General features: G+C 67.2%; 24 protein-coding genes. 8 read left to right on the top strand and 16 right to left on the bottom strand.

Annotation, left to right across the window (positions count from 1 at the left end; translation table 11 throughout):
* The first annotated feature begins 98 nt into the window (after window positions 1-98).
* Window positions 99-521, top strand: a complete 423-nt coding sequence (locus ACGFNJ_RS18895) for an MmcQ/YjbR family DNA-binding protein (protein WP_393449260.1) — start codon at window positions 99-101, stop codon at window positions 519-521.
* Window positions 522-555: 34 nt separating this feature from the next.
* On the opposite strand, the gene ACGFNJ_RS18890 is transcribed toward ACGFNJ_RS18895, so the two are convergent.
* From ACGFNJ_RS18890 to ACGFNJ_RS18880, 3 genes are all read right to left on the bottom strand, one after another.
* Entirely contained in the window at window positions 556-879 is a 324-nt protein-coding gene (locus tag ACGFNJ_RS18890; protein ID WP_069161211.1) for a hypothetical protein, read from the bottom strand.
* Between the two features lie 133 nt (window positions 880-1,012).
* The gene (locus tag ACGFNJ_RS18885; protein ID WP_393449257.1) at window positions 1,013-2,152 is read right to left on the bottom strand and encodes an alkaline phosphatase family protein; all 1,140 of its coding nucleotides are present in this window, start codon (window positions 2,150-2,152) and stop codon (window positions 1,013-1,015) included.
* Window positions 2,153-2,195: 43 nt separating this feature from the next.
* A complete protein-coding gene (locus tag ACGFNJ_RS18880; protein ID WP_393449254.1) occupies window positions 2,196-2,504 on the bottom strand; it encodes a nuclear transport factor 2 family protein in 309 nt (102 codons plus the stop codon).
* A gap of 139 nt (window positions 2,505-2,643) precedes the next feature.
* Here ACGFNJ_RS18880 and ACGFNJ_RS18875 point away from each other — a divergent pair, with 139 nt between their 5' ends.
* Window positions 2,644-3,528, top strand: coding sequence for an LLM class F420-dependent oxidoreductase (locus tag ACGFNJ_RS18875; protein ID WP_393449251.1), 885 nt, complete (start codon window positions 2,644-2,646; stop codon window positions 3,526-3,528).
* 39 nt (window positions 3,529-3,567) lie between these two features.
* Here the strand turns inward: ACGFNJ_RS18875 and ACGFNJ_RS18870 are convergent, their stop codons facing one another.
* Window positions 3,568-3,975, bottom strand: a complete 408-nt coding sequence (locus tag ACGFNJ_RS18870; protein ID WP_069161085.1) for a hypothetical protein — start codon at window positions 3,973-3,975, stop codon at window positions 3,568-3,570.
* Window positions 3,972-4,259 carry a hypothetical protein gene (locus ACGFNJ_RS18865; protein WP_393449248.1) on the bottom strand — a complete coding sequence of 96 codons (288 nt, stop codon included), beginning with the start codon at window positions 4,257-4,259 and terminating at the stop codon, window positions 3,972-3,974. The genes ACGFNJ_RS18870 and ACGFNJ_RS18865 overlap by 4 nt, the downstream gene beginning before the upstream one ends.
* A 151-nt stretch (window positions 4,260-4,410) precedes the next feature.
* Between ACGFNJ_RS18865 and ACGFNJ_RS18860 the strand changes: the two genes are divergently transcribed.
* Window positions 4,411-6,693, top strand: a complete 2,283-nt coding sequence (locus tag ACGFNJ_RS18860; RefSeq protein ID WP_393449245.1) for an ATP-binding cassette domain-containing protein — start codon at window positions 4,411-4,413, stop codon at window positions 6,691-6,693.
* A 120-nt stretch (window positions 6,694-6,813) separates the two neighbouring features.
* The gene (locus ACGFNJ_RS18855; protein WP_393449242.1) at window positions 6,814-7,116 is read left to right on the top strand and encodes a hypothetical protein; all 303 of its coding nucleotides are present in this window, start codon (window positions 6,814-6,816) and stop codon (window positions 7,114-7,116) included.
* 161 nt (window positions 7,117-7,277) lie between these two features.
* Here ACGFNJ_RS18855 and ACGFNJ_RS18850 read toward each other — a convergent pair whose 3' ends face one another.
* Window positions 7,278-8,126 carry a helix-turn-helix transcriptional regulator gene (locus tag ACGFNJ_RS18850; protein ID WP_393449239.1) on the bottom strand — a complete coding sequence of 283 codons (849 nt, stop codon included), beginning with the start codon at window positions 8,124-8,126 and terminating at the stop codon, window positions 7,278-7,280.
* A 100-nt stretch (window positions 8,127-8,226) separates the two neighbouring features.
* On the opposite strand from ACGFNJ_RS18850, the gene ACGFNJ_RS18845 reads away from it, so the two are divergent.
* A complete protein-coding gene (locus ACGFNJ_RS18845; RefSeq protein ID WP_393449236.1) occupies window positions 8,227-8,946 on the top strand; it encodes an SDR family oxidoreductase in 720 nt (239 codons plus the stop codon).
* Window positions 8,947-9,269: 323 nt separating this feature from the next.
* On the opposite strand, the gene ACGFNJ_RS18840 is transcribed toward ACGFNJ_RS18845, so the two are convergent.
* The 3 genes from ACGFNJ_RS18840 to ACGFNJ_RS18830 form a co-directional block, all read right to left on the bottom strand.
* A complete protein-coding gene (locus tag ACGFNJ_RS18840; RefSeq protein WP_393449233.1) occupies window positions 9,270-9,662 on the bottom strand; it encodes a nitroreductase/quinone reductase family protein in 393 nt (130 codons plus the stop codon).
* Window positions 9,663-9,857: 195 nt separating this feature from the next.
* Window positions 9,858-10,610 (bottom strand): 3-oxoacyl-ACP reductase FabG, encoded by a 753-nt coding sequence (gene fabG / locus ACGFNJ_RS18835; RefSeq protein WP_393449230.1) that lies wholly within the window; start codon window positions 10,608-10,610, stop codon window positions 9,858-9,860.
* A gap of 69 nt (window positions 10,611-10,679) precedes the next feature.
* Complete coding sequence (locus ACGFNJ_RS18830; protein WP_393449227.1) at window positions 10,680-11,312, bottom strand: HAD family hydrolase; 633 nt, start codon at window positions 11,310-11,312, stop codon at window positions 10,680-10,682.
* Window positions 11,313-11,539: 227 nt separating this feature from the next.
* Between ACGFNJ_RS18830 and ACGFNJ_RS18825 the strand changes: the two genes are divergently transcribed.
* The gene (locus ACGFNJ_RS18825; RefSeq protein ID WP_393449224.1) at window positions 11,540-12,007 is read left to right on the top strand and encodes an SRPBCC family protein; all 468 of its coding nucleotides are present in this window, start codon (window positions 11,540-11,542) and stop codon (window positions 12,005-12,007) included.
* A gap of 62 nt (window positions 12,008-12,069) precedes the next feature.
* On the opposite strand, the gene ACGFNJ_RS18820 is transcribed toward ACGFNJ_RS18825, so the two are convergent.
* From ACGFNJ_RS18820 to ACGFNJ_RS18790, 7 genes are all read right to left on the bottom strand, one after another.
* Window positions 12,070-12,930, bottom strand: coding sequence for an alpha/beta fold hydrolase (locus ACGFNJ_RS18820; protein ID WP_393449221.1), 861 nt, complete (start codon window positions 12,928-12,930; stop codon window positions 12,070-12,072).
* Between the two features lie 932 nt (window positions 12,931-13,862).
* On the bottom strand, window positions 13,863-14,273 hold the full coding sequence (locus tag ACGFNJ_RS18815; RefSeq protein WP_393449218.1) for a YybH family protein: 411 nt from the start codon (window positions 14,271-14,273) through the stop codon (window positions 13,863-13,865).
* A gap of 129 nt (window positions 14,274-14,402) precedes the next feature.
* Entirely contained in the window at window positions 14,403-15,806 is a 1,404-nt protein-coding gene (locus tag ACGFNJ_RS18810) for an APC family permease (protein ID WP_393449215.1), read from the bottom strand.
* Between the two features lie 417 nt (window positions 15,807-16,223).
* Window positions 16,224-17,369: an LLM class flavin-dependent oxidoreductase gene (locus tag ACGFNJ_RS18805; RefSeq protein WP_393449212.1), complete on the bottom strand. Its 1,146-nt coding sequence runs from the start codon at window positions 17,367-17,369 to the stop codon at window positions 16,224-16,226.
* 11 nt (window positions 17,370-17,380) lie between these two features.
* A complete protein-coding gene (locus tag ACGFNJ_RS18800; RefSeq protein ID WP_393449209.1) occupies window positions 17,381-18,385 on the bottom strand; it encodes an ABC transporter substrate-binding protein in 1,005 nt (334 codons plus the stop codon).
* Window positions 18,382-19,062 (bottom strand): ABC transporter ATP-binding protein, encoded by a 681-nt coding sequence (locus ACGFNJ_RS18795; RefSeq protein ID WP_393450042.1) that lies wholly within the window; start codon window positions 19,060-19,062, stop codon window positions 18,382-18,384. The genes ACGFNJ_RS18800 and ACGFNJ_RS18795 overlap by 4 nt, the downstream gene beginning before the upstream one ends.
* Window positions 19,063-19,292: 230 nt before the next feature.
* On the bottom strand, window positions 19,293-20,111 hold the full coding sequence (locus ACGFNJ_RS18790) for an ABC transporter permease (protein WP_393449206.1): 819 nt from the start codon (window positions 20,109-20,111) through the stop codon (window positions 19,293-19,295).
* Between the two features lie 237 nt (window positions 20,112-20,348).
* On the opposite strand from ACGFNJ_RS18790, the gene ACGFNJ_RS18785 reads away from it, so the two are divergent.
* Together ACGFNJ_RS18785 and ACGFNJ_RS18780 are read left to right on the top strand one after the other, a co-directional pair.
* Window positions 20,349-21,857 (top strand): flavin-containing monooxygenase, encoded by a 1,509-nt coding sequence (locus ACGFNJ_RS18785; RefSeq protein WP_393449203.1) that lies wholly within the window; start codon window positions 20,349-20,351, stop codon window positions 21,855-21,857.
* A 254-nt stretch (window positions 21,858-22,111) separates the two neighbouring features.
* Window positions 22,112-25,333, top strand: coding sequence for a carboxyl transferase domain-containing protein (locus ACGFNJ_RS18780; RefSeq protein ID WP_393449200.1), 3,222 nt, complete (start codon window positions 22,112-22,114; stop codon window positions 25,331-25,333).
* The last annotated feature ends 32 nt before the right edge of the window (window positions 25,334-25,365 follow it).

Genomic DNA, 25,365 nt, shown 5'->3' with positions numbered 1-25,365 from the left:
GCATGAGGGCGTCGGGGGATATTGGGGCCAAACCGAACGGTCTCAATGTGCCTGGCGGAGTGTCGCACTCGGCGTGGCGGACGGATTAAGCTGCTGACATGGCGACCGTTTCGCGGCGAGCCAGGCTTGCCGACGTGCACGAACTTGCGGCGGGGATGCCGCATGTGACGCGCATCGACGGACCACGCGGCAACACGGTCTATCAGGTGGGCGGCAAGTCGTTCGTCTTCTTCCGCACGCCGCGCCCCGACGCGTTCGATGCCGACACCGGCCAGCGCTACACCGACGTCATCGTGTTCTGGGTGCCGTCGGAGTCCGACAAGCTGGCCCTGGTGCAGGACCCGGAACTGCCCTTCTTCACCACCGACCATTTCGACGGTCATCTGTCGGTATTGCTGCGCGGCAGCCGGATCGGGGAGCTCACGCATCGGGAACTGACCGAAGTGGTGCAGGACGCGTGGTTGTCACGCGCCTCGCGCAAGCGGGGCGCCGAGTGGCTTGCCGCGCACCCGGCGCCCTGAACGGCGCAGTCGCTGCACTTCTGCAGCGCGGGCACTACTTGTTGATGAAAATGCCTGCGATGTCGGCGTTCTTGATCGGGGTCTCGGCGTTGGCCTGAATCCCGCAGAGCACATCGACCGAGACCATGGTCGTGTCGACGGCGGTGCCCGACGGCTCGTGGTCGTTGTTGGTCTGCTGCTTGATCGCCTTGGTGATCGTCATGCGCTTGGTGTCCTGGTCCTGCTTGACGTATTCGTTGCAGGGAGTGTCGCCGCCCTTGTTCAGGGCGCGCTGGACATCGGTGCAGCCCGCGAGGATCAGCGCGACCGCCGCGATCCCGAGGCCGGCCCGTCCGGTCCGTGACAGCGTCGCGTTCATGTGCTCCTCCTGAAGGCGTGCGTCGGCGCGGCCATCCGCGCTGATCCTCTCCACCCTAAAGCCCGCGACGCGGCGCGGGCGTCAACGCTGAGAGTGAATTGGTGGTGGCGCGTTCTCGGGGTTTACCCCGAACTCAACGGAACAACCGCAGGGGGATGTCGAGTTCGGCGGGGGTGAGCGAGCCGTGGTGGCCGACCATCATCGATTGCAGCGGCTCGACTCCGCTGCGGATGACGCCCCTGGTGCCGCGCGCGGCGACCACGACGTCGCCGATGCGCTCGGCAACCTGCGGGGCCACGATCGGGCCGAACCAGCCGCGGCTGATCACCTCGTCGCGGAGCAGGACCGCGAAGTCGTCGCCGAGGATCTCCTGCCAGGCGGCCGCGACGTCTTTCGCGGCACCCGGTGCGGTGTAGACGTGGCGTGCGCGGGGTTCGCCGCCGAGCTGTTCGACATCGGCACGCAAGTCGGGGCGCTGGTCGAAGTCGACGCGCTCCTCGAGTTCGACCATGCCGTGATCGGCGGTGACGAGCAGCGCGGCGCCCGGCGGCAACCGTTCGGCGATCTCGGCGGCGATGCGGTCGACATGGGCCAGCTCCAGCAGCCAGGCCTCGGAATTCGGGCCGCGGACGTGCCCGGTGGTGTCGAGGTCGGCGTGATAGGCGTAGACCAGCGAGCGGCTGCCCGCGCGCAGTGCGATGCCGATACCGTCGATGAGGTCGCCGACCGAGACGTTGGCGCGAAACTCGCTGCCGCGCAACACCGCCCGGGTCAGGCCGGAACCGTTCTGATAGTGCGGGGCGACCTGGGACACGGCGATACCGTTGGCCGCCGCGCGCTCGAAAACCGTTGCGGTGGGCTGGAACTGCTCCGGCGTCAGCTCGTTGAGCAGGTCGACCCGGTCGCCGTCGCCGTGCAGGCGCCAGCGCAACGCGTTCACCAGGCGATCCTGGCCGGGCACCCGCACCAGATAGCCGACGATGCCGTGCTGACCGGGCGGCACGCCGACACCGAGTGAACTCAAGCTGGTCGCGGTGGTACTCGGGAAACCCGCGGTGAGCGGGGTCGAGGTCAGGCCCGACAGAAACGGCGCCACACCGGGATTCGCGGCGAGCGCGGCCGCGCCGAGCCCGTCGATCAGCAGCACGCAGACGCGGTCGGCGCTCAGGCCGAGACCGAGCCGGTCGGTCTCGCCGGGCACCCCGAAACCGGCGAGCAGCGAAGGAAACAGATCAGCGAGGGAGCCCGTACCGTAACGGGGCGCGGCGAACACGAGTGTCAGAATGTCAAGGCCGGGACTGCCCGGGCAAGCCGGATCAGGCCTGGCCGGTCTCGAAACGGCTGACCTTGCCGTCTCGCACGGTGAATCGCCAGCTCGTTCGCATCGAGCCCCAGCGGGAATTGGTGTAGTCGGCAACGAGTTCGGTGCCGCCGTCGCCGACGGATTCGACCTGCATGCGGGCGTTGCTGCCGAAGACCTCGGAGTCGGTCCACTGGGCGATGTTGCGTTCGACGCCGTCGTCGGACATGGTCGCGTCGTCGGTGAGCGCCGCGAAGAACCGGTCGTGGTCGTTGGCGTTGAGCGCGTCCACGAATTCCTGCACCACAGGGTCGAGCTGAGTCATCCGGTTACCCCTCTCGGATCGGGTAGCGAGCATGAGCAGACCTACAGCAAACCTGTGCTGTCCACTCTAAGGCAGCATCGCGCCACCGCGGGGAGTGGTCACCGTAAGCCCGCGAGCCGCGTGCTGGTAGACAGGAAACGTGACCGCGCAGCGTGCATTCCGGTTCGGTGTCAACATGGTGGCGCCGGACGAGCGGGCCAGGTGGATCGAAAAGTGCCGCAAGGCTGAGGAACTGGGGTACGACGTGATCGGCGTCGCCGACCATCTCGGCTGTCCTGCGCCGTTTCCCTCGATGATCCTCGGGGCCGAGGCGACCTCGCGGGTGCGGCTGAACACGTTCGTGCTGAACACCCCGTTCTACAATCCGGTGCTGCTGGCACGGGATATCGCCGGCGCCGATCAGCTCACCGACGGGCGCGTGGAGATCGGGCTCGGCGCGGGCTACGTGCAGGCCGAATTCGATGCCGCGGGTATTCCTTTCGAGAGCGGCGGCAAGCGTGTCGAGCATCTCGAGCGCACGGTCACCACGTTGCGTACCCTGTTCTCCGACCCGGAATATCAGCCGCGCACGGTGCAGCCGTCGGGCCCGCCGATGCTGATCGGCGGCTGGGGTAACCGGCTGCTTCAGGTGGCCGCCACGCATGCCGACATCATCGCGTTTCCCGGCGCGTCCGCCACCGAGAACGGCGGGCCGCTGCACCTGGCGGGGCTCGGCGAGATCGAGGAGAAGGTCGAGTACGTGCGCGGGCTGCTCGGTGCGCGGGCCGACCGCGTCGAATTCAACATTCTCGTGCAACGCGTGGTGCCGCCGGAGGAGCGGACGGCCGTGCTCGAGCTGTTCGGTCCCGCGCTGCCCGATGATGTCGCCGATCATCCAGAAGACTTGCCCACCTTGCTCATCGGCACGCCGCAGGAGATTGCCGACCGGCTGCGCGCGAATCGCGACCGGTTCGGGTTCAGCTATATCACCGTGCTCGAGCACAGCATGGAGCAGTTCGCGCCGGTGATCGAGTTGCTGCGCTGAGCTTTTGGTAGTGGTTGGTCGCTGCGCAGCGGGTCGCGCCTAAGGCAGTGGGTCGATGATGATCCGGGAATCGAGTTGGCGCAGCTTCTTCGGGCGCGCGGTGAGGCACGGCCAGTCACGGGCGACGGCCTCGCGGGTGGCGTGGCCCGCGGGTAAGAGCACGTCGGCGTCGGTGCTGCCCGCGAAGGTCGCGCCGAGTTCCTCGGCGGTACATCGGTCGAACGACGAGACGATGGTGTGCGGCAAATCCAGCAGTGCCGCAAGGATATCCAGCCGGTTGGCCGGGATGTGCGCGCGCGCCGCGCCGAGCACGGTGGCGGGCACGACGATGGTGTTGCCCGCGTTCACGGTGGCCCACACGACGGCCTGCGCGTAGTTGGCCTGGTTCACGAATCCGACGACGGCCGCCGTGTCGAACACGACGCCGCCGAGTGCCGCGCTGATCACGCGGCGCCGGCGTGTGGGCCGCCGGCTTGCTCCTCGGATAACGGCGGCAGACCCTGTGCCGCGCGGGCGCGATTGATGAGATCCAGCGGTGGTCGGCCGCCGAAGACCTCCTCGAGTTTCGCCAGCGACTGCGCGTCACCGACGCGCGCGCACACCGATTCGGCGACGAAGGCGGCCACCGATTCGATGCGTCCGCTGTCGCGCCAGGCTTCCAGGGTCGCGACCAAGTCTTCGGGCAGCGTGACGGTGACTTTCCGCGTTTTCGGCTCCCGAGACGATGGCATGGGTTGACTTTATCGCGGGTTCACGGTGGACGGGCGGGTTGTGGAACGTTCCGATTTGCGCACACCCTTACCGCTGGTGAGCGCCGAAATTATGTGATCTGCGTCACATTACGCTGCGCAAAATGTCGGTGGTGGATGGCATGGTGTCGGTATGTCTTTCGCCGAATCCGCCCTTTCCTCCGATGTCATCCGAGTACTCGGAGCCAGCGAGCACAACCTGCGCGACGTTTCGCTGGAAATCCCCAAGAACAAGATCACCGTATTCACCGGGGTTTCCGGATCCGGCAAGTCCTCCATCGTGTTCGACACCATCGCGGTGGAATCCCAGCGCCAGCTCTACGCCACTTTTCCCGCGTTCATCCTGAACTTCCTGCCCCGCTACGAGCGGCCGCACGCGGAGGCGATGGAGAACCTGACCGCGCCGGTGATCATCGATCAGCAGCCCGTCGGCGGCGGGCCGCGCTCGACGGTCGGCACGATGACCGACATCTTCTCGATGGTGCGGGCCATGTTCGCCCGATTCGGTTCGCCCTCGGCCGGATTCGTCTACAACTACTCGTTCAATGTGCCGCAGGGGATGTGCCCGGACTGTGACGGGCTCGGCATCTCGGTGCGGGTGGATCCGGATCGGCTGCTCGATCGGAGCAAGTCGCTCAACGAGGGTGCGATCCTGCTGGCCGGGCACGGGGTCGGCAGCGGTGACTGGCAGATGTACGGCAAGTCGGGGCGATTCGATCTGGACAAGAAGCTCGTCGACTACACCGACGAGGAGTTCGAGGATCTGCTGCACGGCACCGGCGGCCAGGTGGAGCTGACCTTCGCCAAGGGGTCGTGGACGGCGAACTACGAAGGCATCGCCGCCAAGTTCACCCGGACCAAGCTGCAGCGGGACACCTCGGGGCTCAGTGAGAAGACCCGGGCCCAGATTCAGCAGTACCTCACCGAAGGGGTGTGCCAGACCTGCCACGGCGCGCGGCTCAACGCCGAGGCGCTGGCCACGAAGATCAACGGGCGCAACATCGCCGACTGGGCGGGATTGCAGATCACCGATCTGATGGTGGTGCTCGACGAGATCACCGACCCGGCCGCGCTCGGACTGGCCGCGGCGATCAGGGTTTCGTTGCAGCGGGTCGCCGACATCGGGCTCGGGTATCTGAGTCTGGATCGGCCGACGTCCTCGCTGTCCGGCGGTGAGGGGCAGCGGCTGAAGATGATCAAACACCTGTCCAGCACGTTGATCGGGATGACCTACATCTTCGACGAGCCGAGCGTCGGGCTGCATCCTCGCGATGTCGGGCGGTTGAACAACCTGCTGAAGGCGTTGCGGGACAAGGGGAACACGGTGCTCGTGGTCGAACACGATCCCGATGTCATCCAGATCGCCGATCACATCGTCGATGTCGGGCCGCGGGCCGGTGTGCACGGCGGCAGGGTGGTGTTCGAGGGCACCTTCGCCGAGCTGCGCGCGGCGGACACCCCGACCGGCGCCGGGCTGCGCAGGCCGTTCACGGTGAAGTCGGCGTTCCGGCCTGCGACCGGTGAGCTGTTGATCGCGAACGCCACCGTGCACAATCTGAAAGACGTCAGCGTCGGTATTCCGACGGGTGTGTTGACGTCCATCACCGGGGTGGCAGGATCGGGCAAGAGCAGCCTGATTCGCGATGTGTTCGTGGTGGAGCACCCCGAGGCGATCTTCGTCGATCAATCGGCGATCGGGGCGTCGTCGCGGTCGACGCCCGCCACCTATCTGGGTCTGATGGATCCGATCCGCAAACTGTTCGCCAAGGCCACGGGGGAGGCGCCCGGCCTGTTCAGCTTCAACTCGACCGGTGCGTGCAAACAGTGCGAGGGCCGCGGAGTGATCATCACCGAGATCGCCTACATGGATCCGGTCACGACCCACTGCGATGCCTGCGACGGCCGCCGGTTCTCCGACGACGTGCTCGCATTGACGTTGCGCGGCAAGTCGATTGCCGATGTGCTCGAGCTGTCGGCGGAGGAAGCATTGGACTTCTTCACCGAGAAGGCACTGAATGCCAAGTTGCGCACCATGAATGAGGTCGGCCTCGACTACCTGAGCCTCGGTCAGGCGATGAGCACGCTGTCCGGCGGTGAGCGCCAACGCATCAAGCTCGCCACCCAACTCGGCAACACCGGCAGCGTCTACGTCTTGGACGAGCCGACCACCGGACTGCACATGTCCGACGTGGACACCTTGCTCGCCCTGCTCGACAATCTCGTCGAACGCGGCAACACCGTGGTGGTGATCGAACACAACCTCGACGTGGTCGCACATTCCGACTGGGTGATCGACCTCGGGCCCGACGGAGGAAAGGACGGCGGCGAGATCGTGTTCACCGGCACACCCGCCGAGCTGCTCGACCACCCGATGTCGCTGACCGGGCAGTACCTGCGCAAGTACAAGGAGGCGTAGGGGTTTCGGGTGCCCGTCGGATCGGTCGGCTGGCACGTCGTGTGCGACCCGCGCGGCGGGCACACCCGTGAAGACGGCGTAGGGGTCTCGGGGCCCGTCGCATCCGTCGACGGGCACGCCGTGTTCGATCCGTCCGGCGCGCCGGGTCGGTACGTCATCGATGCGGTGATCCGCGCCGCCGCGTCGGCGGTGTCGCTGGTTCGTCGGCGGAACACCAGCGGTGACACTCTCGGCAGTCGGATACAGGTTGTGCCGATGTTCAGAGCGAGGCTCGGGGGTTCGTACGCGGATTTTGGCGAGGCGGCCCCTGGTCACGACGCGCAGTCGAGGGGGATCTGGTTTCCGAAAATCGGCGAGACCGCCGCGATGGAACCTGCTGGCAATCATCCGAATCCGGGCCGTCTGTCGACGCATGACCGGTGATGGGTCCGGGCCGTCTGCCAATGCATGACCGGTGATGGGTCCGGGCCGTCTGCCAATGCACGACCGGTGATGGGTCCGGGCCGTCCGCCAATGCACGACCGGTGATGGGCGTCCGGGTGGTCCGCCAATGCACGACCAGTGGCCGGCGGATAGGCCTGGCTTCAGGTAGGCGTGCTGAATTGTTGGGTGCCGGTGATGCGCAGGAGGTCGAGGGCGGTGGCGGCGGGGGTGTTGGGGGCGGCGGAGTAGACGACGACGGCTTGGTCGGTATCGGGGACTAGGAGGGTGTCGCATTCGAGGGTGATGTCGCCGAGGTCGGGGTGGCTGATTGTTTTGGTGGCGTTGCGCCAGGGGGTGGACGGGCGTTCCTCCCAGAGGCGGGCGAAAGCTGGGCTGTGGGAACGGAGTTCGGTGATGAGACGCTCGAGATCGGGGTCGGTGGGGTAGCGGGCTTTTGCGCTGCGCAAGGTGCCGACACCGTAGGCGCCCAGTTGCTCGAATTCCGCCTCGGTCAAGTGGATGCGGCTTGGTTCGGTGCCGAGGAAGCATCGCCAGATGATGTTGCGCTGGGCAGGTGGCATGGCGGAGAAGTCGCCGAGCAGTGCGGCGGCCATCGGGTTCCAGGCCAGCACATCGCCTTTCGCGGACATGACGAGTGCGGGGAGGTCAGCCATTCGGTCGAGTAGTCGTAAGACGCTCGGCCGCACCGTCATGGCGATGCGGCCCGGCTGCGGAGGTGCCGAACCGGCGAGTTGGAACAGCAGGTCGCGGTCGTCGTCGTTCAAACGCAGCGCTCTGGTCAGTGCGGCGAGCACAGCGGTCGAGGGTTGTGGACCGCGGCCCTGTTCGAGGCGCACCACATAGTCGACGCTGACCCCGGCGAGCTGTGCCACTTCTTCGCGTCGCAGCCCTGGGACTTGGCGTCGAGCCCCGGCGGGCAGGCCGACATCGCGCGGTTGAATCCGCGTGCGGGCTTGCCGGAGTAGCGCTGCGAGTTCCGAACGATCCATCCTTCGATCATCCCGCAGTGGGCGTGGCCCGGGGTGGTACCACCGGTCCCATGACAAGACGGTCCTGGTCAGGTGGTGCGCGGGTGCCGAGGCTGGAGGCATGAATGCAACGACAACGGCTCTGGTGACCGGAGCGAACAAGGGGCTCGGCCGCGAAACCGTGCGCAGGCTCGGCGAGCTCGGCTGGCAGGTCTTCCTCGGGGCACGCGATGCCGACCGGGGCAAGCAGGCGGCCGCCGAGTTCGTGGAACAAGGATTGAACGTCGAATTCGTTCCACTCGACGTGACCTCGGTCAATTCGGTCGCCGCGGCGGTCGCGACGGTGCGTGAGCGGGCGTCGCGGCTGGACGTGCTGATCAACAACGCGGGGATCCTCGGCCCGATCCGGACGCCGGAGGAAACTCAGGCCGAAGACTTTCGGGCGGTGTTCGAGACCAACGTGTTCGGATCGGTCCAGGTGACGCATGCGTTCCTGCCGCTGCTGCGTGCCGCGGACCACCCGCGCATTGTGATGGTGTCGAGCGGGATGGGTTCGCTGGCGATCACGTCGGATCCCGACCGCCTCGAATCCACCCTGCTCTCGCTGACCTACACCTCGTCCAAGTCGGCGCTCAACATGATCACCTCCCAGTACGCGCGAGCACTGCCGGGAATCCTGGTCAACGCCGCCGACCCCGGTTACACCGCAACGGATTTCAACAACCACGCCGGCTACCAGACCCTCGTCGAAGGCACCGACGCCATCGTCCACCTCGCCACCCTCACCCCCGACGGTCCGACCGGCGGCTACTTCGACCGCAGCGGTCGCATCCCGTGGTGAACGCCGGGACACGGCTGCTGCCCTGACGCACTCCGGACCAAACATGATCTGCGATTGCCGCGCCAAGTGACATTGGGGCACAACCACTCCCGGCCAGCCGGCGCGGATCTCGCCGCTGTCACTACCTGGCCGCGAATCGAGCGACGAGTGGCACATGACGGAGAGCTCTACTCGCACTTTGCCGCAGTCATGTGCCACTCGTGGCGCCGCGCCCGACTGATGGAGCTGCCGCCTTATCGGGTCTGCGTCGCCCCGATCGATCGGGGCGACGCAGGCGGCCGAAACATGCTCGGCGGCACGAAAGTAGAGGTGCCACGGGGGTTCTAATTGAGATCGATGCGCAAGCTCAACAGGTTGTTGCCGAGCAGTCGAACGCCGAGGCTGTTGCCGCGTGGCAGCCGGTCGAGCAGCTCGAGCGGATCTCGCTCGGGCATCAGGAAAGCCCTGCCGCTGTGCCAGTCGCCGCGCAACCGCAGTCGAACACTGTTGTTCGCCATGATGTTTCGAACATACTGTGAACGGTCGCCGAACTCCGACACCATCCAGAAGGAGTTGTCGATCAGCCTTCCTCCGATCGGTGTGATCCGAGGTTGTCCGCTGATGCGGCCGATTGTTTCCAACAGTTCCTGGTTCGGCAGTTTGCATCTGACCGGGTTGGCGATACGTCGTTGAAAGATGTTCACAGCACGCTGTTTTCGATCCAGTGGCGTAGACATGGAGGCAGGCTAGCAACGACGCCGACTGTCACAGCTGGGCACATTCCCGCCGGTGATACGTTTAACATGCTCTCGCGCAGTGCTATTCGATAGCCGCACTAAGGATCATGCGGCGGCCCGAACGAACGGCGCACCCGGGGAAACCAGATGCGCGGGCCGGGTCACCGGGCCTGGCCCGCGACTGACCGGGCCGGGTCAGCGGGCGCCGCCGTTGACGTAGAGGGTTTGGCCGCTGACGTAGGAGGCTTCGTCGCTGGCGAGGAAGGCGATGACGGCGGCTACTTCTTCGGGTTGGCCGACGCGGCCGAGGGGGGTGTGTTCGGCGACGGATTTCTGGTGGTCTTCGGCGGACATGCCGACGCGGGTGGCGGTCGCTGCGGTCATGGCGGTGGCGATGTAGCCGGGGGCGACCGCGTTGACGTTGATGTTGTAGCGGCCGAGTTCGATGGCGAGGGTGGCGGTCAGGCCTTGGATGCCTGCTTTGGCGGCGGCGTAATTGGCTTGGCCGCGGTTGCCGAGGGCCGAGCGGCTCGACAGCGAGACGATCTTTCCGTACCGCTGCGCGACCATGAACTTCTGGGCGACCTGGGCGCAGTGGTAGGCGCCGGTCAGGTTGACGGCGAGCACCGCGTTCCAGTCGTCTTCGGTGAGCCGGAAGAACAGGTCGTCGCGGGTGATGCCCGCGTTGTTCACCAGGATCTGCGGATCGCCGAGTTCGCTTGCCACCTTGTCGAATACGGCCTGCACAGAGCTGCGGTCGGTGACATCGCAGATATAGCCGCGTGCGGTGCCGCCCGCACGTTCGATCAGCGCGAGCGTGTCGTCGGGAGTGTTGCGGTCGAGCACCGCAACGGTGGCGCCTTCGATCGCGAGACGCAGCGCGGTGGCCGCGCCGATGCCCTGCGCGGCACCGGTCACCACCGCGACCTTGTCGGTGAATCGATCCATTGCTTGGTTCTCCTCTCAACGCGCGCTCGCGACCTCGTCGCCGCGCTACCTCGTGTGCAGGTTAGTGATTCAGCCCGCGTTGGCGACGGTGTCGGTGGGGTCGAGTTCGGCGGCCAGCCAGTCCGGGAACTCGGTGAGGTCGCGCAGGATGACGTCCGCGCCTGCCGCACGGAGTTCGTCGGCGTCGCAGGGGCCGGTGGGGACGCCGACCGCGAGCACGCCTGCCGCTCGTGCGCCGCGCATGTCGCCGACATGGTCGCCGACGTAGACGTTCGCGCGTTCGTCACGCAGCACCGAGGCTTTGCTCGCCGACCACAGGTCGCCCGCGAGATGGTCTATCCGCCAACCGAGTTCGTCGATGTGCAGTTGGGCGAGCGGGCCGTGTTTGCCGGTGACGACCAGGACGCGCCCGCCGCGGGCGTCGACGGCGGCGAGCGAGGCATCGGCGCCGGGCATCGCGGGAACGCTCGACACGATCGTCGGATACAGCTCGCGGTAGCGGGTGACCAGCGCAGGCACCAGTTCTTCCGGTGCACCCAGTTCGACCAGGATGGTGGCCAATGGCGGGCCGAGCCGCTCGGCGAAGTCGCTGCCGCGGATCGGCAGGTCGAACTCGGCCGCGAGCTGGTCGATGGCCCGGCTGACGCCCGGTCGCGAGTCGATCAGCGTCATATCTAGGTCGAAACCCACAGTCCAAGTCACCACCCGACCCTAGCGGCCGAGTCGTCCCATGATCGATTCAGCCGCGTTCGGGGTGGCCTCGCAAGGCCGGTGCGCAGTCGAGGGGGTAATGGTGCAGGTGCGCTCTCGGCCGATGCCTGCACCATTACCCCCTCGGCGGTGGCCGGACGGTACCGGCGTTCGGAGGGCGCGGAGGGGGCGGGTGTCCTAGGGTCGAGGCAACGAACGCGAGGATTAGAGGGGCCGCTATGGGGCATGTCGAGCACAGTGCAACGTGTAAAGCGCCGGTGGGCTTCGTGTTCGGGTATGTCGAGGACTATCGGAATGTGCCGGATTGGATGTTCGGCGTGCGGCATTTCACGCCGGTGGGGGAGCAGACCTCGGGCATCGGTTCGGTGTTCGATACCGCGCTGCATCTGGGGCCGACAACGTTGAAGTTGCGCGCGGACACCGTCGAATGGGTCGACGGTGAGCGCGTCACGATGCGGGCGATCAAGGGGATCGAGGGCACGATCCGATGGGACTTCGCTCCGGTCGGCGCCGAGACGACGAAAGTGACTGCCACCGCTGACTATCGGGTGCCAGGTGGGCTCGCGGGCAAGGCGCTCGATCGGGTGATCCAGGCGTTCATCGGGCCGGCGATCCGGCACACCGAGAAGGGCCTGCGGGAGCGGATCGAAACCAACTATCAAGAGTCGCTGCGCAAAGACGGCTGAGCGTCGCACCGGCCTCCGCGATGCGATGGCCGGAGATACCTTCGCCGTGCCCGGTGGTCAGGTCAGCCGAACCGCTGAAGGAAGTCTCGGGTCAGCTCGACCACCTCGTCGAGATGGGTTTCGAGCAACCAGTGCCCGCCGTCGAGAATGTGTAGCTCGGCGTCGGGATGGTCGCGGTGGTAGGCGTGCGCAGCACCCTCGGGCATGTAGCCGTCGTGGCGGCCCCAGACGATGAGGGTCGGTGGGCGGTGCTCGCGGAGATACGCCTGCTGCCTGGCGAACCATGGCACCGTATGACGTTGATCGGCAAGCAGATTCACGAGGTTCGCGCGACGTTCGGGGGTGCGCGTCACCGACCAGGACAGGACCCACAGATCGGGACTGACTCGGTCGGCGAGGTGCTCGGGTAGCTCACCGATGAACTCGCCCCGGAATCCCTCCTCGGTGACCGCGGCAGTGAGCGCGGCCCGCCCCTCGTCGGTCGGGTTGTTCCAGAAACGTTTCAGCGGTGCGTATTTCGGTCCGTGCTGATCCTCGTAGATGTCACCGTTCTGCACGATGAGCCCGCGCACCCGCTTCGGTGCGTCCATCGCCAGCCGCAACCCGAACTGAGATCCGTAGTCGTGCAAGTAGATTACGTACTCCTGCAGGTCGAGGACCTCGGTGAAGCGACGCAGAAACGCCGAGTAGCCGTCGAAGGTGTAGGAGAAGTCGGCGGGTGCTTCGCTGTAGCCGAAGCCGGGCAGGTCGGGCGCGATCGTGCGCCAGCGATCGGCGAGCGCGGGCATGAGGTTGCGGAACTCGAACGACGACGACGGATAACCGTGCGGCAGCAGCACAACGGGCCCGTCCGCCGGCCCCGCCTCGCGATAGAAGATGTCGATGCCGTCGACCGCGCATCGACGATGCCTGATGCCGCCCATGTGATCCCTCCGTAGGTTCAGCCGCGGGAGTCGTCTCCTACTCGGTTCTACCGAAGCATGCCCCGACTGTCGACCAAATCACGTTTCACACTCGTCCCCCGGAAACCCTTTCCGGTGCACCGGCTCCGCCGGATTCACGTGGAACCCCGCGTGCATTGGATGCCGAATTACCCACCCCACCAACTTAATTCGCGTGCGATCAGCATGCACACCGCGCATGTATGCATCGCCCGCAACAAGCCGGGCCGATCCGCACTCTCTCTGGAAACCCGCACCCGTTCCGGGCGCCCGAAGGTGGTGCGGATCCGCAGAGAGAGTGCGGATTCCGAGGAGACGTGCGAATTCCGGTGCGGCGCTGACGAAGGTCCAGGCGCGCTGCGTTGATCCTCCGCCCCGCCTGGGCGCGGGCTGACGGCGCGTTACGGTCGCGCCCCACGTCCAGAGTGTGGACGAGGCGCTGCGGTTGATCCCCCGGCTCCGCCCCCGTGCGGTGTGGGGTGAGTGACGGTCAGCATGCGCATCCTGGGTGCGGACGATCCGCCGATCGGTGTCCCGGCGAAACGCCGCAATGTACCCGCAGTCAACAGGAATGGCCATCGATGCAATGTTGCGTCGCGTGCTCTCGCTAACGCCGTCGCGCCCGTGTTGCCCCGGATATCCGTCGATAGGGCCCGACCGTCATCGATTGCACGATCGACGACGTCAACGGTGACATCGCTACCGTGAGCACACGATGGACGACGAGCGTGGACGGCCTGCCCTTCGCCTTCGATGTCCGCCTCGACACACTTGGGCCGGACACCACTGCCTGATTCACGAGAGACTCGTGGGCCTACTTATGGATCAGGACTTTAGGCCCCGACCAGGACGACGCACTCGCGGCAGGACGGCAAGCCCGCGTATCAAGCGTTTCCTGCGGCGCCTTCTCGTGCTCAGACCGCAGGCAAGGTGGCGTCGGGGAAGGAGTGGTGTTCGTGGGTGACGGTCCAGCGGCCGTTTTGTTTGCGCAGGCCGAGGGTCAGGCGCAGGCGCCGGGCCGGGTTCTCGGCGAAATCCTCGGCGGTGCCGCAGAGGAGCAGCGCGTGGGCGAAGGCGACGTCGGCGCCGGCGGTGACGTCGAGGGAGACGATCTCGAAGGTCGCGCCTTGGGCCTGCCACTCGAAGAAGGCGGGCCAGGCGGCGCGGTAGGCGTCGATGCCGCGCAGTCCTTCGTCGGGGCGCGGCACGTCGAACATGACGATGTCGTCGGAATGATCGGCCAGGACGGCGTCCAGGTCACCGGCGTGGACGGCGGCGGCCCACCGTTCGATCAGGACCCGGATCTTCTTCTCGTCGTCCGACATCGTGCATCGTCCCTTCCTCTGGCCGCACCGGCAGGCGTCGGCTTCTGTGAGCCTGCCGAAAACCTGCTTGGGGCGCAATGGATTCCGGGGCATATGTGAGATTTCCCGACCGCCGGTGGGCGGTTTGTGCTAGTTGCGTACGGCTACCGTCGCCAGGGTGGAGCGTTTGCGGCTGTATCCGAGGTAGACGGCCAGCCCGACGACGACCCAGACCGCGAAGCGCACCCAGGTGAGCCCGTCGAGTGTTGTCGCGAGCAGCACGCAACCGATCAGCGCGAGCACCGGTACCACCGGCACGAACGGGGTGCGGAACGGGCGCTCGCGTTCGGGCTCGGCTTTGCGCAGGACGAGCACGCCGACGCAGACGACCGCGAAGGCCGACAGCGCGCCGATGTTCACCAGCTCGACCACGATGTCGATGGGCAGCAGCCCGGCGATCACGGCACCGAACAGCCCGAGCACCAGCGTCAGCCGCACCGGCGTCGCGCGTTTGCCGGTCTGGGCGAGGCCGAAGGGCAGCAGGCGGTCTCTGCACATCGCGAACATCAGTCGCACCTGCGCGTACACGATCAGCAGCAGCCCCTTGGTGAGGGCGATGATCGAGGCGATCACGATGACGTTGCCGATCCAGCCGATCTTCAGCCCGCCGAACGCGGTCGCGATGGGTGCGCTGTTGTCGAGCGAGGCGAACGGCGCGATCCCGGTGAGCACAGCGCTGACCAGCGCGTAGAGCAGGGTCGCGATGAGGACGGTGCCGATGATCGCGAACGGCACGTCCCGGCGCGGGTTGCGTGCCTCTTCGGCGGATGCCGCGACGACATCGAAGCCGAGGAACGCGAAGAACGCGATGGCCGCGCCGCCGACGATGCCGCTGAGGCCGAAGGGCGCGAACGGGGTCCAGTTGGTGACGTCGATGTGCGGGGCGCCGACGGCGACGACGAGCACAAGCACGCCGATCGTCACACCGACCAGTGCTTTGGTGATGCGCGCGGTCAGCGACACCTCGCCGACGAGCACCACGACGATCACGCCGATGATCAGCACCGCGGGCAGGTTCACGATCCCGCCCTCGCCGGGTCCGGCGGCCAGCGCTTTCGGGACGGTGATCCCGAACAGTGAGTCCAGCGCCGCCACTGTCGTCCCCGACCAGCCGATGGCGACCGCGGCCCCCGCGATCACGAACTCCAGCAGCAGGTTCCAGCCGACGAGGAACGCGGGTCCTTCACCGAGGGTCGCGTAGGTGTAGGTGTAGGCGCTGCCGGAGACCGGCACCATTGCGGCGAGTTCGCTGTAGCACAGCGCGACCAGCACGCACACGGTTCCGGCGAGCAGGAACGACAGCACGATCGAGGGGCCTGCCTTCTCCGCGGCGGCCACACCGGTGATGACGAAGATGCCCGCCCCGACGATGGTGCCCACACCCATCGCGGTGAGATCGAGGCGGCCGAGCCTGCGCGAGAGTTTCGGCGTCCCCTCGGCTGTGACGGTGTCGGGTAGGCGGCGGCGCCATCGCTCGGCTCGTGCGGTGGTCATGACTCCCTTACGAAAACAGTCCAGCGGCCCAGCGGAAGGCCGGGCCGGATGTCCATTCTCGTAGGTGGTCTATCGAGATCACTAATTGGGGTGTTTGCGCAGGCTGCGTCGCTGCATCGAGTGCACGAGGCCGCCGCGTAGCGCGTCGATTGCCGAGAAAGCTCGCGCCCGCGACCACATGGTCACGACTGGCTGGGAACGTCGCTGGGCTCCACCAGTCCGGATGGTATGGCGACGCCCGAGCAGTCCGGATGGTGTGGCGACGGCCGAGCTCGAACCGTCTACAGAGGATGCGGCGCGTCCGGCACCGCGCCGCATCGACTGCTGTGGGTGCGAGCCCCTGCCGGCGCCGCACGGCACCGACCGCCGTGGCTGCGGCGTCGAGCACCGCACCGACGACCCACCGGCTCGACTCGGTCAGCTGCTCGACGATGCCGCGAACGGTGTCGCGGCCGGCTGAACCGGCTTGCGCGACGGGTGCTTCCACACACCCTTGCGCTCGAGGATCGGCAGCACACCCTCGCCGAACCAGTACGCCTCTTCCAGGTGCGGGTATCCGGACAGGATGAACTGAGTGATGCCGAGCTTGGCGTATTCGAGCAGCCGCTCGGCGACCTCGGCGTGCGAGCCGACCAGCGCGGTGCCCGCCCCACCGCGCACCAGCCCGACACCGGCCCACAGGTTCGGCGCGATCTCGAGCCGGTCGGTGCTGCCGCCGTGCAGTTCCGACATCCGCCGCTGGCCTTCGGATTCGCTGCGGGCCAGGCTGGCCTGCACGCGTTCGACGTCGGCGGGATCGATGCCTTGCAGCAGTCGATCCGCCTCGGCCCACGCCTCTTCGGAGGTGTCGCGGCTGATCACGTGGATGCGCAGGCCGTAGTCGAGGACCCGGCCCTCATCGACGGCGAGGCGGCGGATCCATTCGAGTTTCCTGCTGACGGCCAGCAGCGGTTCACCCCAGGTGAGGTAGGTGTCGGCGTAGCGGGCCGCGACCGGACCGGCCGGGGCCGAGGAGCCGCCGAAGAACACCGGAGGGATCGGGTCGGGCCGGTTGCTGAGTAATGCGTCGCGGACGTGAATGTGCTCGCCCTCGAAGGTGATCGGCTCGTGCGAGCGCCACAGCTCCCGCACCACGTGCAGGAATTCGCCGGTGCGCGCGTAGCGCTGCGTCTTGTCCAGGAAGTCGCCGTAGGCCTGCTGTTCGTGCGGTTCGCCGCCGGTCACCACGTTGAGCAACAGTCTGCCGCGCGAATGCCGTTGGAAGGTGCCCGCCATCTGCGCAGCCAGCGTCGGGCTGGTCAGGCCGGGACGCAACGCAACGAGGAACTTCAGCGTCTCGGTGGTCTCGACCATCATCGCGGTGGTCAGCCAGGCGTCCTCGCACCAGGCGCCGGTCGGGGTGAGCACGGCTTCGAAGCCGTTGTCCTCGGCGGCGGCGCCGATCTGATTCAGGTAGCGCAGCGAGGCCGGGCGGTCGCCGGACATGAAGGTGCCGTGCCCGCCTGCGACCAGGCCGCGGGAGTCGCCGTAGGTGGGTAGGAACCAGTGGAACGACAAAGTCATGGGCCAACTCCTCAGGATGCGGGGAACAGGTCGTTGAAGCGGGTGTCGGTGTAGTCGGCGATGTCGACCTTGCGCGGGATCAGCCCCGCGTCGGAGAACGCGTCGGCGACGCCTTGTTCGGCGGCGATGGTGGCGGGGTTGAGTTGATGGTCGAGGTAGCGGCCGCGTTTGACGACGGTGAGGATCACGTCGTAGGGCAGGCCGGTGAGTTCGGCGTAGGTTTGCGCCCACTGTTCGGGATGGTCGTTGACCCAGGTGTGTGCGCGTCCGATGCGGGCGAGCAGATCACGCAGTGCGGCGGTGGTCCCTTTGTTGTTCAGTGCTTTGTCGCCGGCGACGTAGAAGACGTCACCGGGGATGTATCCGTTGCCGTCCACCAGGATTCGGGCGTTCGCCTGTTGTTGGGCCTGGGCGGTGTAGGGATCCCAGATGTCCCATGCATCAACCCGGCCGGTGGTCAGCGCCGCGAGTGCGTCCGCGGGCTGCAGGAACTGCGGTTCGATCTGGTCCCACTTGATCCCCGCCTTGGTCAGCACGGTCAGCAGGTGGTGGTGCGCCGAGCTGCCCTTGGTGACGGCGATCTTCTTGCCGCGCAGGTCTTCCGGGGTGCGCAGCGGTGAATCCTTGGGGACGACGACGGCCTGGCCGTCCTTGCCGGACTGGTAGGCGCTGACGATCTTGATCGCCGACTTGGCGGCCGCGGCGAACACCGGAGGGGCGTTGCCGACGCCACCGAAATCGACCGCGCCGGAGTTGATCGCCTCCAACATGGGCGGGCCCGCCGTGTACTGCGACCACTCGATCTTGTAGGGCGTCTTGTCCAGTTCGCCTGCGGCGGTGAGCAGCGCTTGCAGCCCGGTGCCCTTCTGGTCGCCGAGGTGCAACGTCACCTGGGACAGGTCGACCGTGCCGTCGGGGCGGACCGCCGCGTCCTTGGACGTGTCGGACCCACAGGCTGTGCCGACCGCCACGACCAGAGCGAGAGTCGTTGCGAGCAGCAGCCTTCTGGCGTTCATTGGGTTCCTTCCGGTGCCACGCCGAGCTCGGCGAGCAGGGTTTCGCGCAGGGAAATCAGGTGGGGATGGTCGCCGCGGCGCGGGCGCGGCAGGTCGATGCGGGATTCGTGGGCGATGCGGCCCGCGCCGAGCACCAGCACTCGATCGGCGAGGCGCAGTGCCTCGTCGACGTCGTGGGTGACCAGCAGGACGCCGGGGCGGCGGCGCTGCCACAGGTCGATGACCAGGCGGTGGATGGTGATCCGGGTGAGCGCGTCCAAGGCGCTGAACGGCTCGTCGAGCAGCAGCAGATCCGGTTCCCTGACCAGGGCGCGGGCCAGGCTGACGCGTTGGGCTTCGCCGCCGGACAGGGTGAGCGGCCAGGCCGCGGCGCGTTCGGCCAGCCCGACCTCGTCCAGTGCGGCGCGGGCCGCGGCCTTGGGGTCGGTGTGCTTCAGCCCGAGAAAGACGTTGGCCAGCACGCGTTTCCACGGGACGAGGCGCGGTTCCTGGAAGGCGACGGCGATCGTGCCCTCGGTGGTGAGCTCGCCTTCGACGCCGCGATCGAGGCCGGCGAGGGCACGCAGCAGCGTGGACTTGCCTGAGCCGCTGCGACCGAGCAGGGCGACGAATTCGCCTGGGGCAATGTCGAGATCGAGGTTGTCGAGGACGCGGCGACCGTCGAAGTCGCGGACCAGCTTGCGGACACGGGCAACGGGTGCCGCGTCTACGTCAGAAACCGTTGTGGTGGAGTCGGTTCCGACGAGGTCGGACGTCGTGGCGGAGTCGGTTCCGGCAGGTTCAGGTGCCGCGGTGGAGTCGGTTTCGACGGGCTCAGGCGTTGTGGTGGTGTCGGCGTTACGGGTCGGTGCACCCGAGGTGTCCGCCTTCGGACCCGCCGCGTCGACATCGGCCGCCGTCTCGGTGATCACTGCCCCAGAAATCCGCGTCGCCATGCCAGCGCCTTCCCTTCGATCAGTCGGACGAGTGCGTCGGTGAGCAGGCCGAGCACGCAGTAGACGAGCAGCCCGACCACGATGACGTCGGTGCGCAGGAATTCGCGGGCATCGTTGATCAGAAAGCCGAGTCCGGCATCGGCATTGACCTGTTCGGCGACGATCAGCGCCAGCCAGGCGATGCCTAGCGATTGCCGGAGTCCGACGAGGGTCTGCGGCAGTGCGCCGGGCAGCACGATGTGCCCGATCAGCGCCGCCCTGCTCAGTCGTTGCACGGCGGCGAGCTCGGCGAGTTTGCCGTCGACGCCGCGAATTCCGGCGAAGGTGTTGAGGTACAACGGAATGGCGACGCCGAACGCGACGAGCACCACCTTCGGCAGTTCGCCGATGCCGAACCACAGGATCAGCAGCGGGATCAGGCCGTAGAACGGCACGGTGCGCAGCATCTGCATGGGCGGGTCGACGAGGTATTCGCCGAGCGTGCTCAGCCCGGCCAGGATCGCGAGCCCGATGCCGAGCACGGCGCCGATCGCGAATCCGGTCGCGGCCCGGCCGAGTGACACCGTGATCGCTTCCTGCAACGTGCCTTCCTGCAGCAGGTCCCAGGTGGTCCGCGCGATCGTGGTCGGTGCGGCGAGGAGGCGTTCGGGTAGCGCCCCGGTGGCGCTGGCGAGTTGCCAGGCGATGACGATGATCAGCGGGCTGACGACCCGGAACCAGGTCTTGCCCGGGCGCAGGCGCGCAGCCGACCGAGCCCGAATCGGTGTCGGCTCCACGACAATTGATGACACACGACACCTCGGGTAGGGAACAGGCCGACGGCGCGGCACATGCCGCGCCGCAGTCATCAATGCTCAGCGCAGAGTGTGTCGGAGTCACCGGTTGCAACCACCGCGGTTTTAATTGGTGCCGAGCCGTGCCGGGGGCGTTACGGGCCAGACTAGACGTGACATCGTGTAACACGTATCCTCGGTCGCAGCTAGCGGTCGAAGGCGACCGGAACGTGACCAGACGAAACGAGTACCTCAATGACGCGGCATGTCGACGTACTGATCATCGGCGCCGGCCTGTCCGGAATCGGGATGGCCTGCCACCTGACCAAGGAGAACACCGGGCGCAGCTACGCGATCCTGGAACGGCGCAGCGCGATCGGCGGCACCTGGGACCTGTTCCGGTACCCCGGCATTCGCTCCGACTCGGACATGTACACCTTCGGATTCGGCTTCCGGCCCTGGAACGGCACCAAGGTGCTCGCCGACGGCCCGAACATCCGCCAGTACATCAGCGACACCGCCGACGAATACGGCGTCACCCAGCACATTCACTTCGGCCGCAAGGTGACCACCGCCAGCTGGTCCAGCGCGAGCAACACCTGGACCGTCACCGCGCTCGACGAGCAGACCGGCGCCGTGGAGACGTTCACCAGCAACTTCCTGGTCGGCTGCACCGGCTACTACGACTACGACAACGGTTACCGGCCCGAGTTCCCCGGCGAGGCCGACTTCGGCGGGCTGATCGTGCACCCGCAGCACTGGCCCGAGGATCTGGACTACCGCGGCAAGCGCGTGGTGGTAATCGGCAGCGGCGCCACCGCGATCACCCTGATCCCGGCGATGAGCGGCGACGCCGAGCACGTCACCATGTTGCAGCGCTCGCCGACCTACATCACCGCGCTGCCCGCCGACGATCCGGTCGCGGTCGGCATGAAGCTGGCCAGGGTGCCTGCGAAGCTGGCCTATCAGATCGGGCGCAACCGCAATATCGCGTTGCAGCGCGCCAGTTTTCAGCTCTCGCGCACCAATCCCGCTGCCGCGCGCAAGCTCTTCCTGGCCGGGGTGCGGATGCAGCTGGGCGGCAAGATCGACATGCGGCATTTCACGCCGACCTACAACCCGTGGGACCAGCGGCTGTGCGTGGTGCCCAACGGTGACCTGTTCCGGGTGCTGCGCAACGGCAAGGCCTCCATCGTCACCGACCGCATCGAGACCTTCACCGAGACCGGTATCCGGCTGGCGTCCGGCGAGGAATTGCCCGCCGACATCGTGATCAGTGCGACCGGTCTGCGGATGCAGATGCTCGGTGGTGCAACGCTCGAGGTGGACGGCGAGCCGGTGATCACGCGCGATCGGGTCGTCTACAAGGGCGCCATGCTCAACGGTGTGCCGAACGCGGTGATGGTGCTCGGCTACACCAACGCCTCCTGGACCTTGAAGGCGGATCTGGCGGCCGAATACTTCTGCCGGGTGCTCAACCACATGCGTGCCAAGGGCTACACCCGGATGGAAGCCATCGCCGAAGAGAGCGACCGCTCCACCGAATCGGTGATGGGCAGTGCCTTGACCTCAGGTTATATCCAGCGCGGCGATGCGATCATGCCCAGGCAGGGCACCCGCGGTCCGTGGCAGGTCGTCAACAACTACTTCCGCGACCGCAAGATGCTGCGCAAGGGTCCCATCGACGACGGCATCCTCACCTTCACCCATGCCGCCTCGGTCGCACCTGTCGACCCACCCCTCGAGGCCTCCCGCACCGCCTGACCGCCAGCTCGGCGACTCGTCGTCGACTCGGCGTCGTCGACTCGCCCAGCAGATGATGGCGGGTTCCGTCATGTCCCGCTTCGTGCGCCACTCGCCCGCGAGTGGGACCTGGTGGAGCCGACACGACGCGGACGCCTCCGTCATGTTCCACTCGTGGAGCAGACCTCGCCCGCACGACACCACGATTGGCGGTAGACACGACCGCCAGAAGTTCCGCGGCGCGACCAGACGGAAGGATGCGCAAGACTGGTGGCATGCGCGTCGTGGTGGTCAATCGAGGTGAGGTCGCTGTCCGAGTAGTGCGGACCGCGCGGGAGCGTGGGTGGGAGACGCTGGCGGTCTACACGGCCGAGGAACGCGACGCACTGCATGTCCGGCTGGCCGACGATGCGGTGGAACTGCGCGGCAGCGGGGCCGCGGCGTATCTTGAGGTGAGCGAGGTGGTCGCTGCCGCACGCAAGGCCGGAACAGGGGCGCTGGTGCATCCGGGATACGGGTTCCTCAGTGAGAGTGCCGATCTCGCTACCGCCTGTACTGCGGCGGAACTGGTGTTCGTGGGGCCCGCGCCGGAGGTGTTGCGCACGTTCGGCGACAAGGTCGCCGCGCGTGCGGCGGCGCAGCGGGCCGGTGTCGGGGTGCTTGCGGCCACTGCGGCGGGGGTGGGCGTTGGCGAGATCGCCGAACTGCTTGCCGCGCATCCGGAAGGGGTGATGGTGAAAGCCGCCGCCGGGGGTGGCGGGCGTGGGATGCGCGTGGTGCGGGAACCGGGGGCGGTCGATGCGGCGTATGAGCGATGCCGGGCCGAGGCATTGGCGGGCTTCGGTGATGACGCGGTGTATGCCGAAGCGTTGGTCTCTGATGCTCGCCACATCGAGGTGCAAGTGGTCGCGGACGGCGTGCGTGCGGTTGCCCTCGGCGACCGTGATTGCAGCGTGCAACGGCGGCATCAGAAACTCGTCGAAATCGCACCTGCACCGAATCTCAGTGCAGCGCTGCGGGAACGGCTGCACGGTGCTGCGGTGCGGCTGGCGGAATCGGTGAGGTGCCGAGGAGTGATTACCGTCGAGTTCCTGGTGCGTGGGGACGAGGCGTGGTTCCTCGAGGTGAATCCACGGCTGCAGGTGGAGCACACGGTCACCGAAGAGGTGACCGGGGTCGACCTCGTCGCGATCCAATTGGATCTGGCGCGGGGATACAGCCTCGCCGAGCTGGGTCTGCCGGCGGAGGTGGATCGCCGTTCAGACGCTGAAGTGGGTATCGCGGGCGGCTCGCGTGGGTATGCGGTGCAGGCGCGGGTGAATGCCGAGATCCTCACTGCGGGTGGGGATGTGCTGCCCAGTACGGGGACTGTTGTTCAGTTCGGTGCGCCGACCGGGGTGGGTGTGCGGGTGGATACCGCGGCTTATGCCGGGATGCGGCAAGGGGCGCAGTTCGATTCGCTGTTGGCGAAGGTGATTGCGCGTGGTTCGTCGTATTCGGCTGCGCTGCGGCGGTGTTCGGATGCGTTGGCCGAAACCGTGGTGGTGGGTGTCGATACGAATGCGGCGCTGCTGCGCGCGGTGCTGGACTCGCTGTCCGAGGGATCTGTGGTGTCGACCACGTGGTTCGAGCAGCACATCGATGAACTCGCCACCCGTGCAGGCGAGTACGCGCCGGCCCCGCATGCCGAGACGCAGGTGGCGGCGGTCGCCACGGAATCGGTTGCGCTGCACGATGATGAGCAGATCTTGCGCTCACCCATGGGCGCGACGGTGGTGAGCCTGGTCGAACCTGGCACCGTTGTTGCGGCGGGCGCCGAGGTCGCGGTGCTGGAAGCGATGAAGATGCAGCATGTGCTGCGCGCCGAGCACCCGCTGCAGGTGCGCAGGCATGTGGCGGCCGCGGGAGCAATCGTGGATCCCCATGCGCCCCTGCTGGTCTGGATCGCGGCCGACCACGACGGCGGTGTCGCCGACAGCGCTGCGGTGGATCTGGACGCGATCCGCGCTGACCTCGCCGAGGTGCACGAGCGCCACCGCATCGGTCTCGATGCGGCGCGGCCCGCGGCGGTGGCCAAACGGCATCGGCTCGGCAGACGCACCGCCCGCGAGAACCTCGCCGACCTCGTCGATGCCGACAGCTTCGTCGAATACGGTGCGCTGGCGGTCGCCGCGCAGCGGTTGCGGCGCAGCCCCGAGGACTTGATCGCGAACACGCCCGCCGACGGCCTGATCGGCGGCGTCGCCACCATCAACGCCGACCGCTTCGGCCCCGACCGCGCCAGGGTGGTCGTCATGTCCTACGACTACACGGTGCTGGCAGGCACCCAGGGCATGCGCAATCACGCCAAGACCGACCGCATGCTCGAACTCGCTCGCGCCCAACAACTTCCGGTGGTCTTCTACACCGAGGGCGGTGGCGGCCGCCCCGGCGACACCGACTACGGCGGCATTTCCGGTCTCGATGTCACCACCTTCCGCGCGATGGGCGCGCTCTCGGGGCGGGTTCCGTTGGTCGGCATCGTGTCTGGGCGCTGCTTCGCGGGCAACGCCGCGCTGCTCGGCATGTGCGATGTCGTGATCGCCACTCCCGACGCGAATATCGGCATGGGCGGTCCGGCGATGATCGAGGGCGGCGGGCTGGGCGTCTACGCGCCCGAGGACATCGGCCCGATCGAGGTGCAACGCCGCAACGGTGTCGTGCACATCGTCGCCGACGACGAAGCCGACGCCGTCCGCATCGCTCAGCGTTACCTTGCGTACTGCCAGGGCCCCGTGGACACGTGGACCGCGCCGGATCCACGCTTGGCTCGCCACGTCGTCCCGGAAAATCGCCTGCACGCCTTCGATATTCGCGCCGCCATCGACGCCGTCGCCGACGTGGACTCGGTTCTGGAGTTGCGCCGCGACTGGGCGGTCGGCATCGTCACCGCTCTGATCCGCGTCGAGGGCCACCCGTATGGCCTCATCGCCAACAACTGCCACCACCTCGGCGGTGCGATCGATGCCCCCGCCGCCGACAAGCTCAGCAGTTTCCTGCGCCTGTGCGAGTCCTACGGTCTGCCGATCGTGTCCTTGTGCGACACACCAGGTTTCATGGTCGGCCCCGATGCCGAGAAGGACGCCACGGTCACCAAGTTCAGCCGCCTGTTCATCGACGCCGCCGCCTTGTCCGTCCCCTGGGGCACCGTCATCGTGCGCAAGGGCTACGGTCTGGGCGCTCAAGCGATGGCCGCGGGCTCGTTTCGTGCGCCGCGCTTCGTCATCGCCTGGCCCACCGGCGAGATCGGCGGCATGGGCCTCGAGGGCGCGGTCCGTCTCGGCTTCGCCAAGGAATTGGCCGCACTCACCGACCCCGCCGAACGCCAGCAGGCATTCGACAACCTCGTCGCCCTCGCCTACGCCAACGGCAAAGCCCTCACCGCGGCCACCGTCCTGGAACTCGACGACGTCATCGACCCCGCCGAAACCCGCCGCTGGATCCGCACCCTGCGCTGATCGCCGCACCGACTCGCACCCTGCGGTGATCG

Origin of the sequence: Nocardia sp. NPDC049149 (assembly GCF_043197455.1) — a bacterium.
GTDB lineage: Bacteria > Actinomycetota > Actinomycetes > Mycobacteriales > Mycobacteriaceae > Nocardia.
The sequence above is the reverse complement of the archived record's forward strand: the minus strand, read 5'-3'. Positions and strand labels throughout refer to the sequence as shown.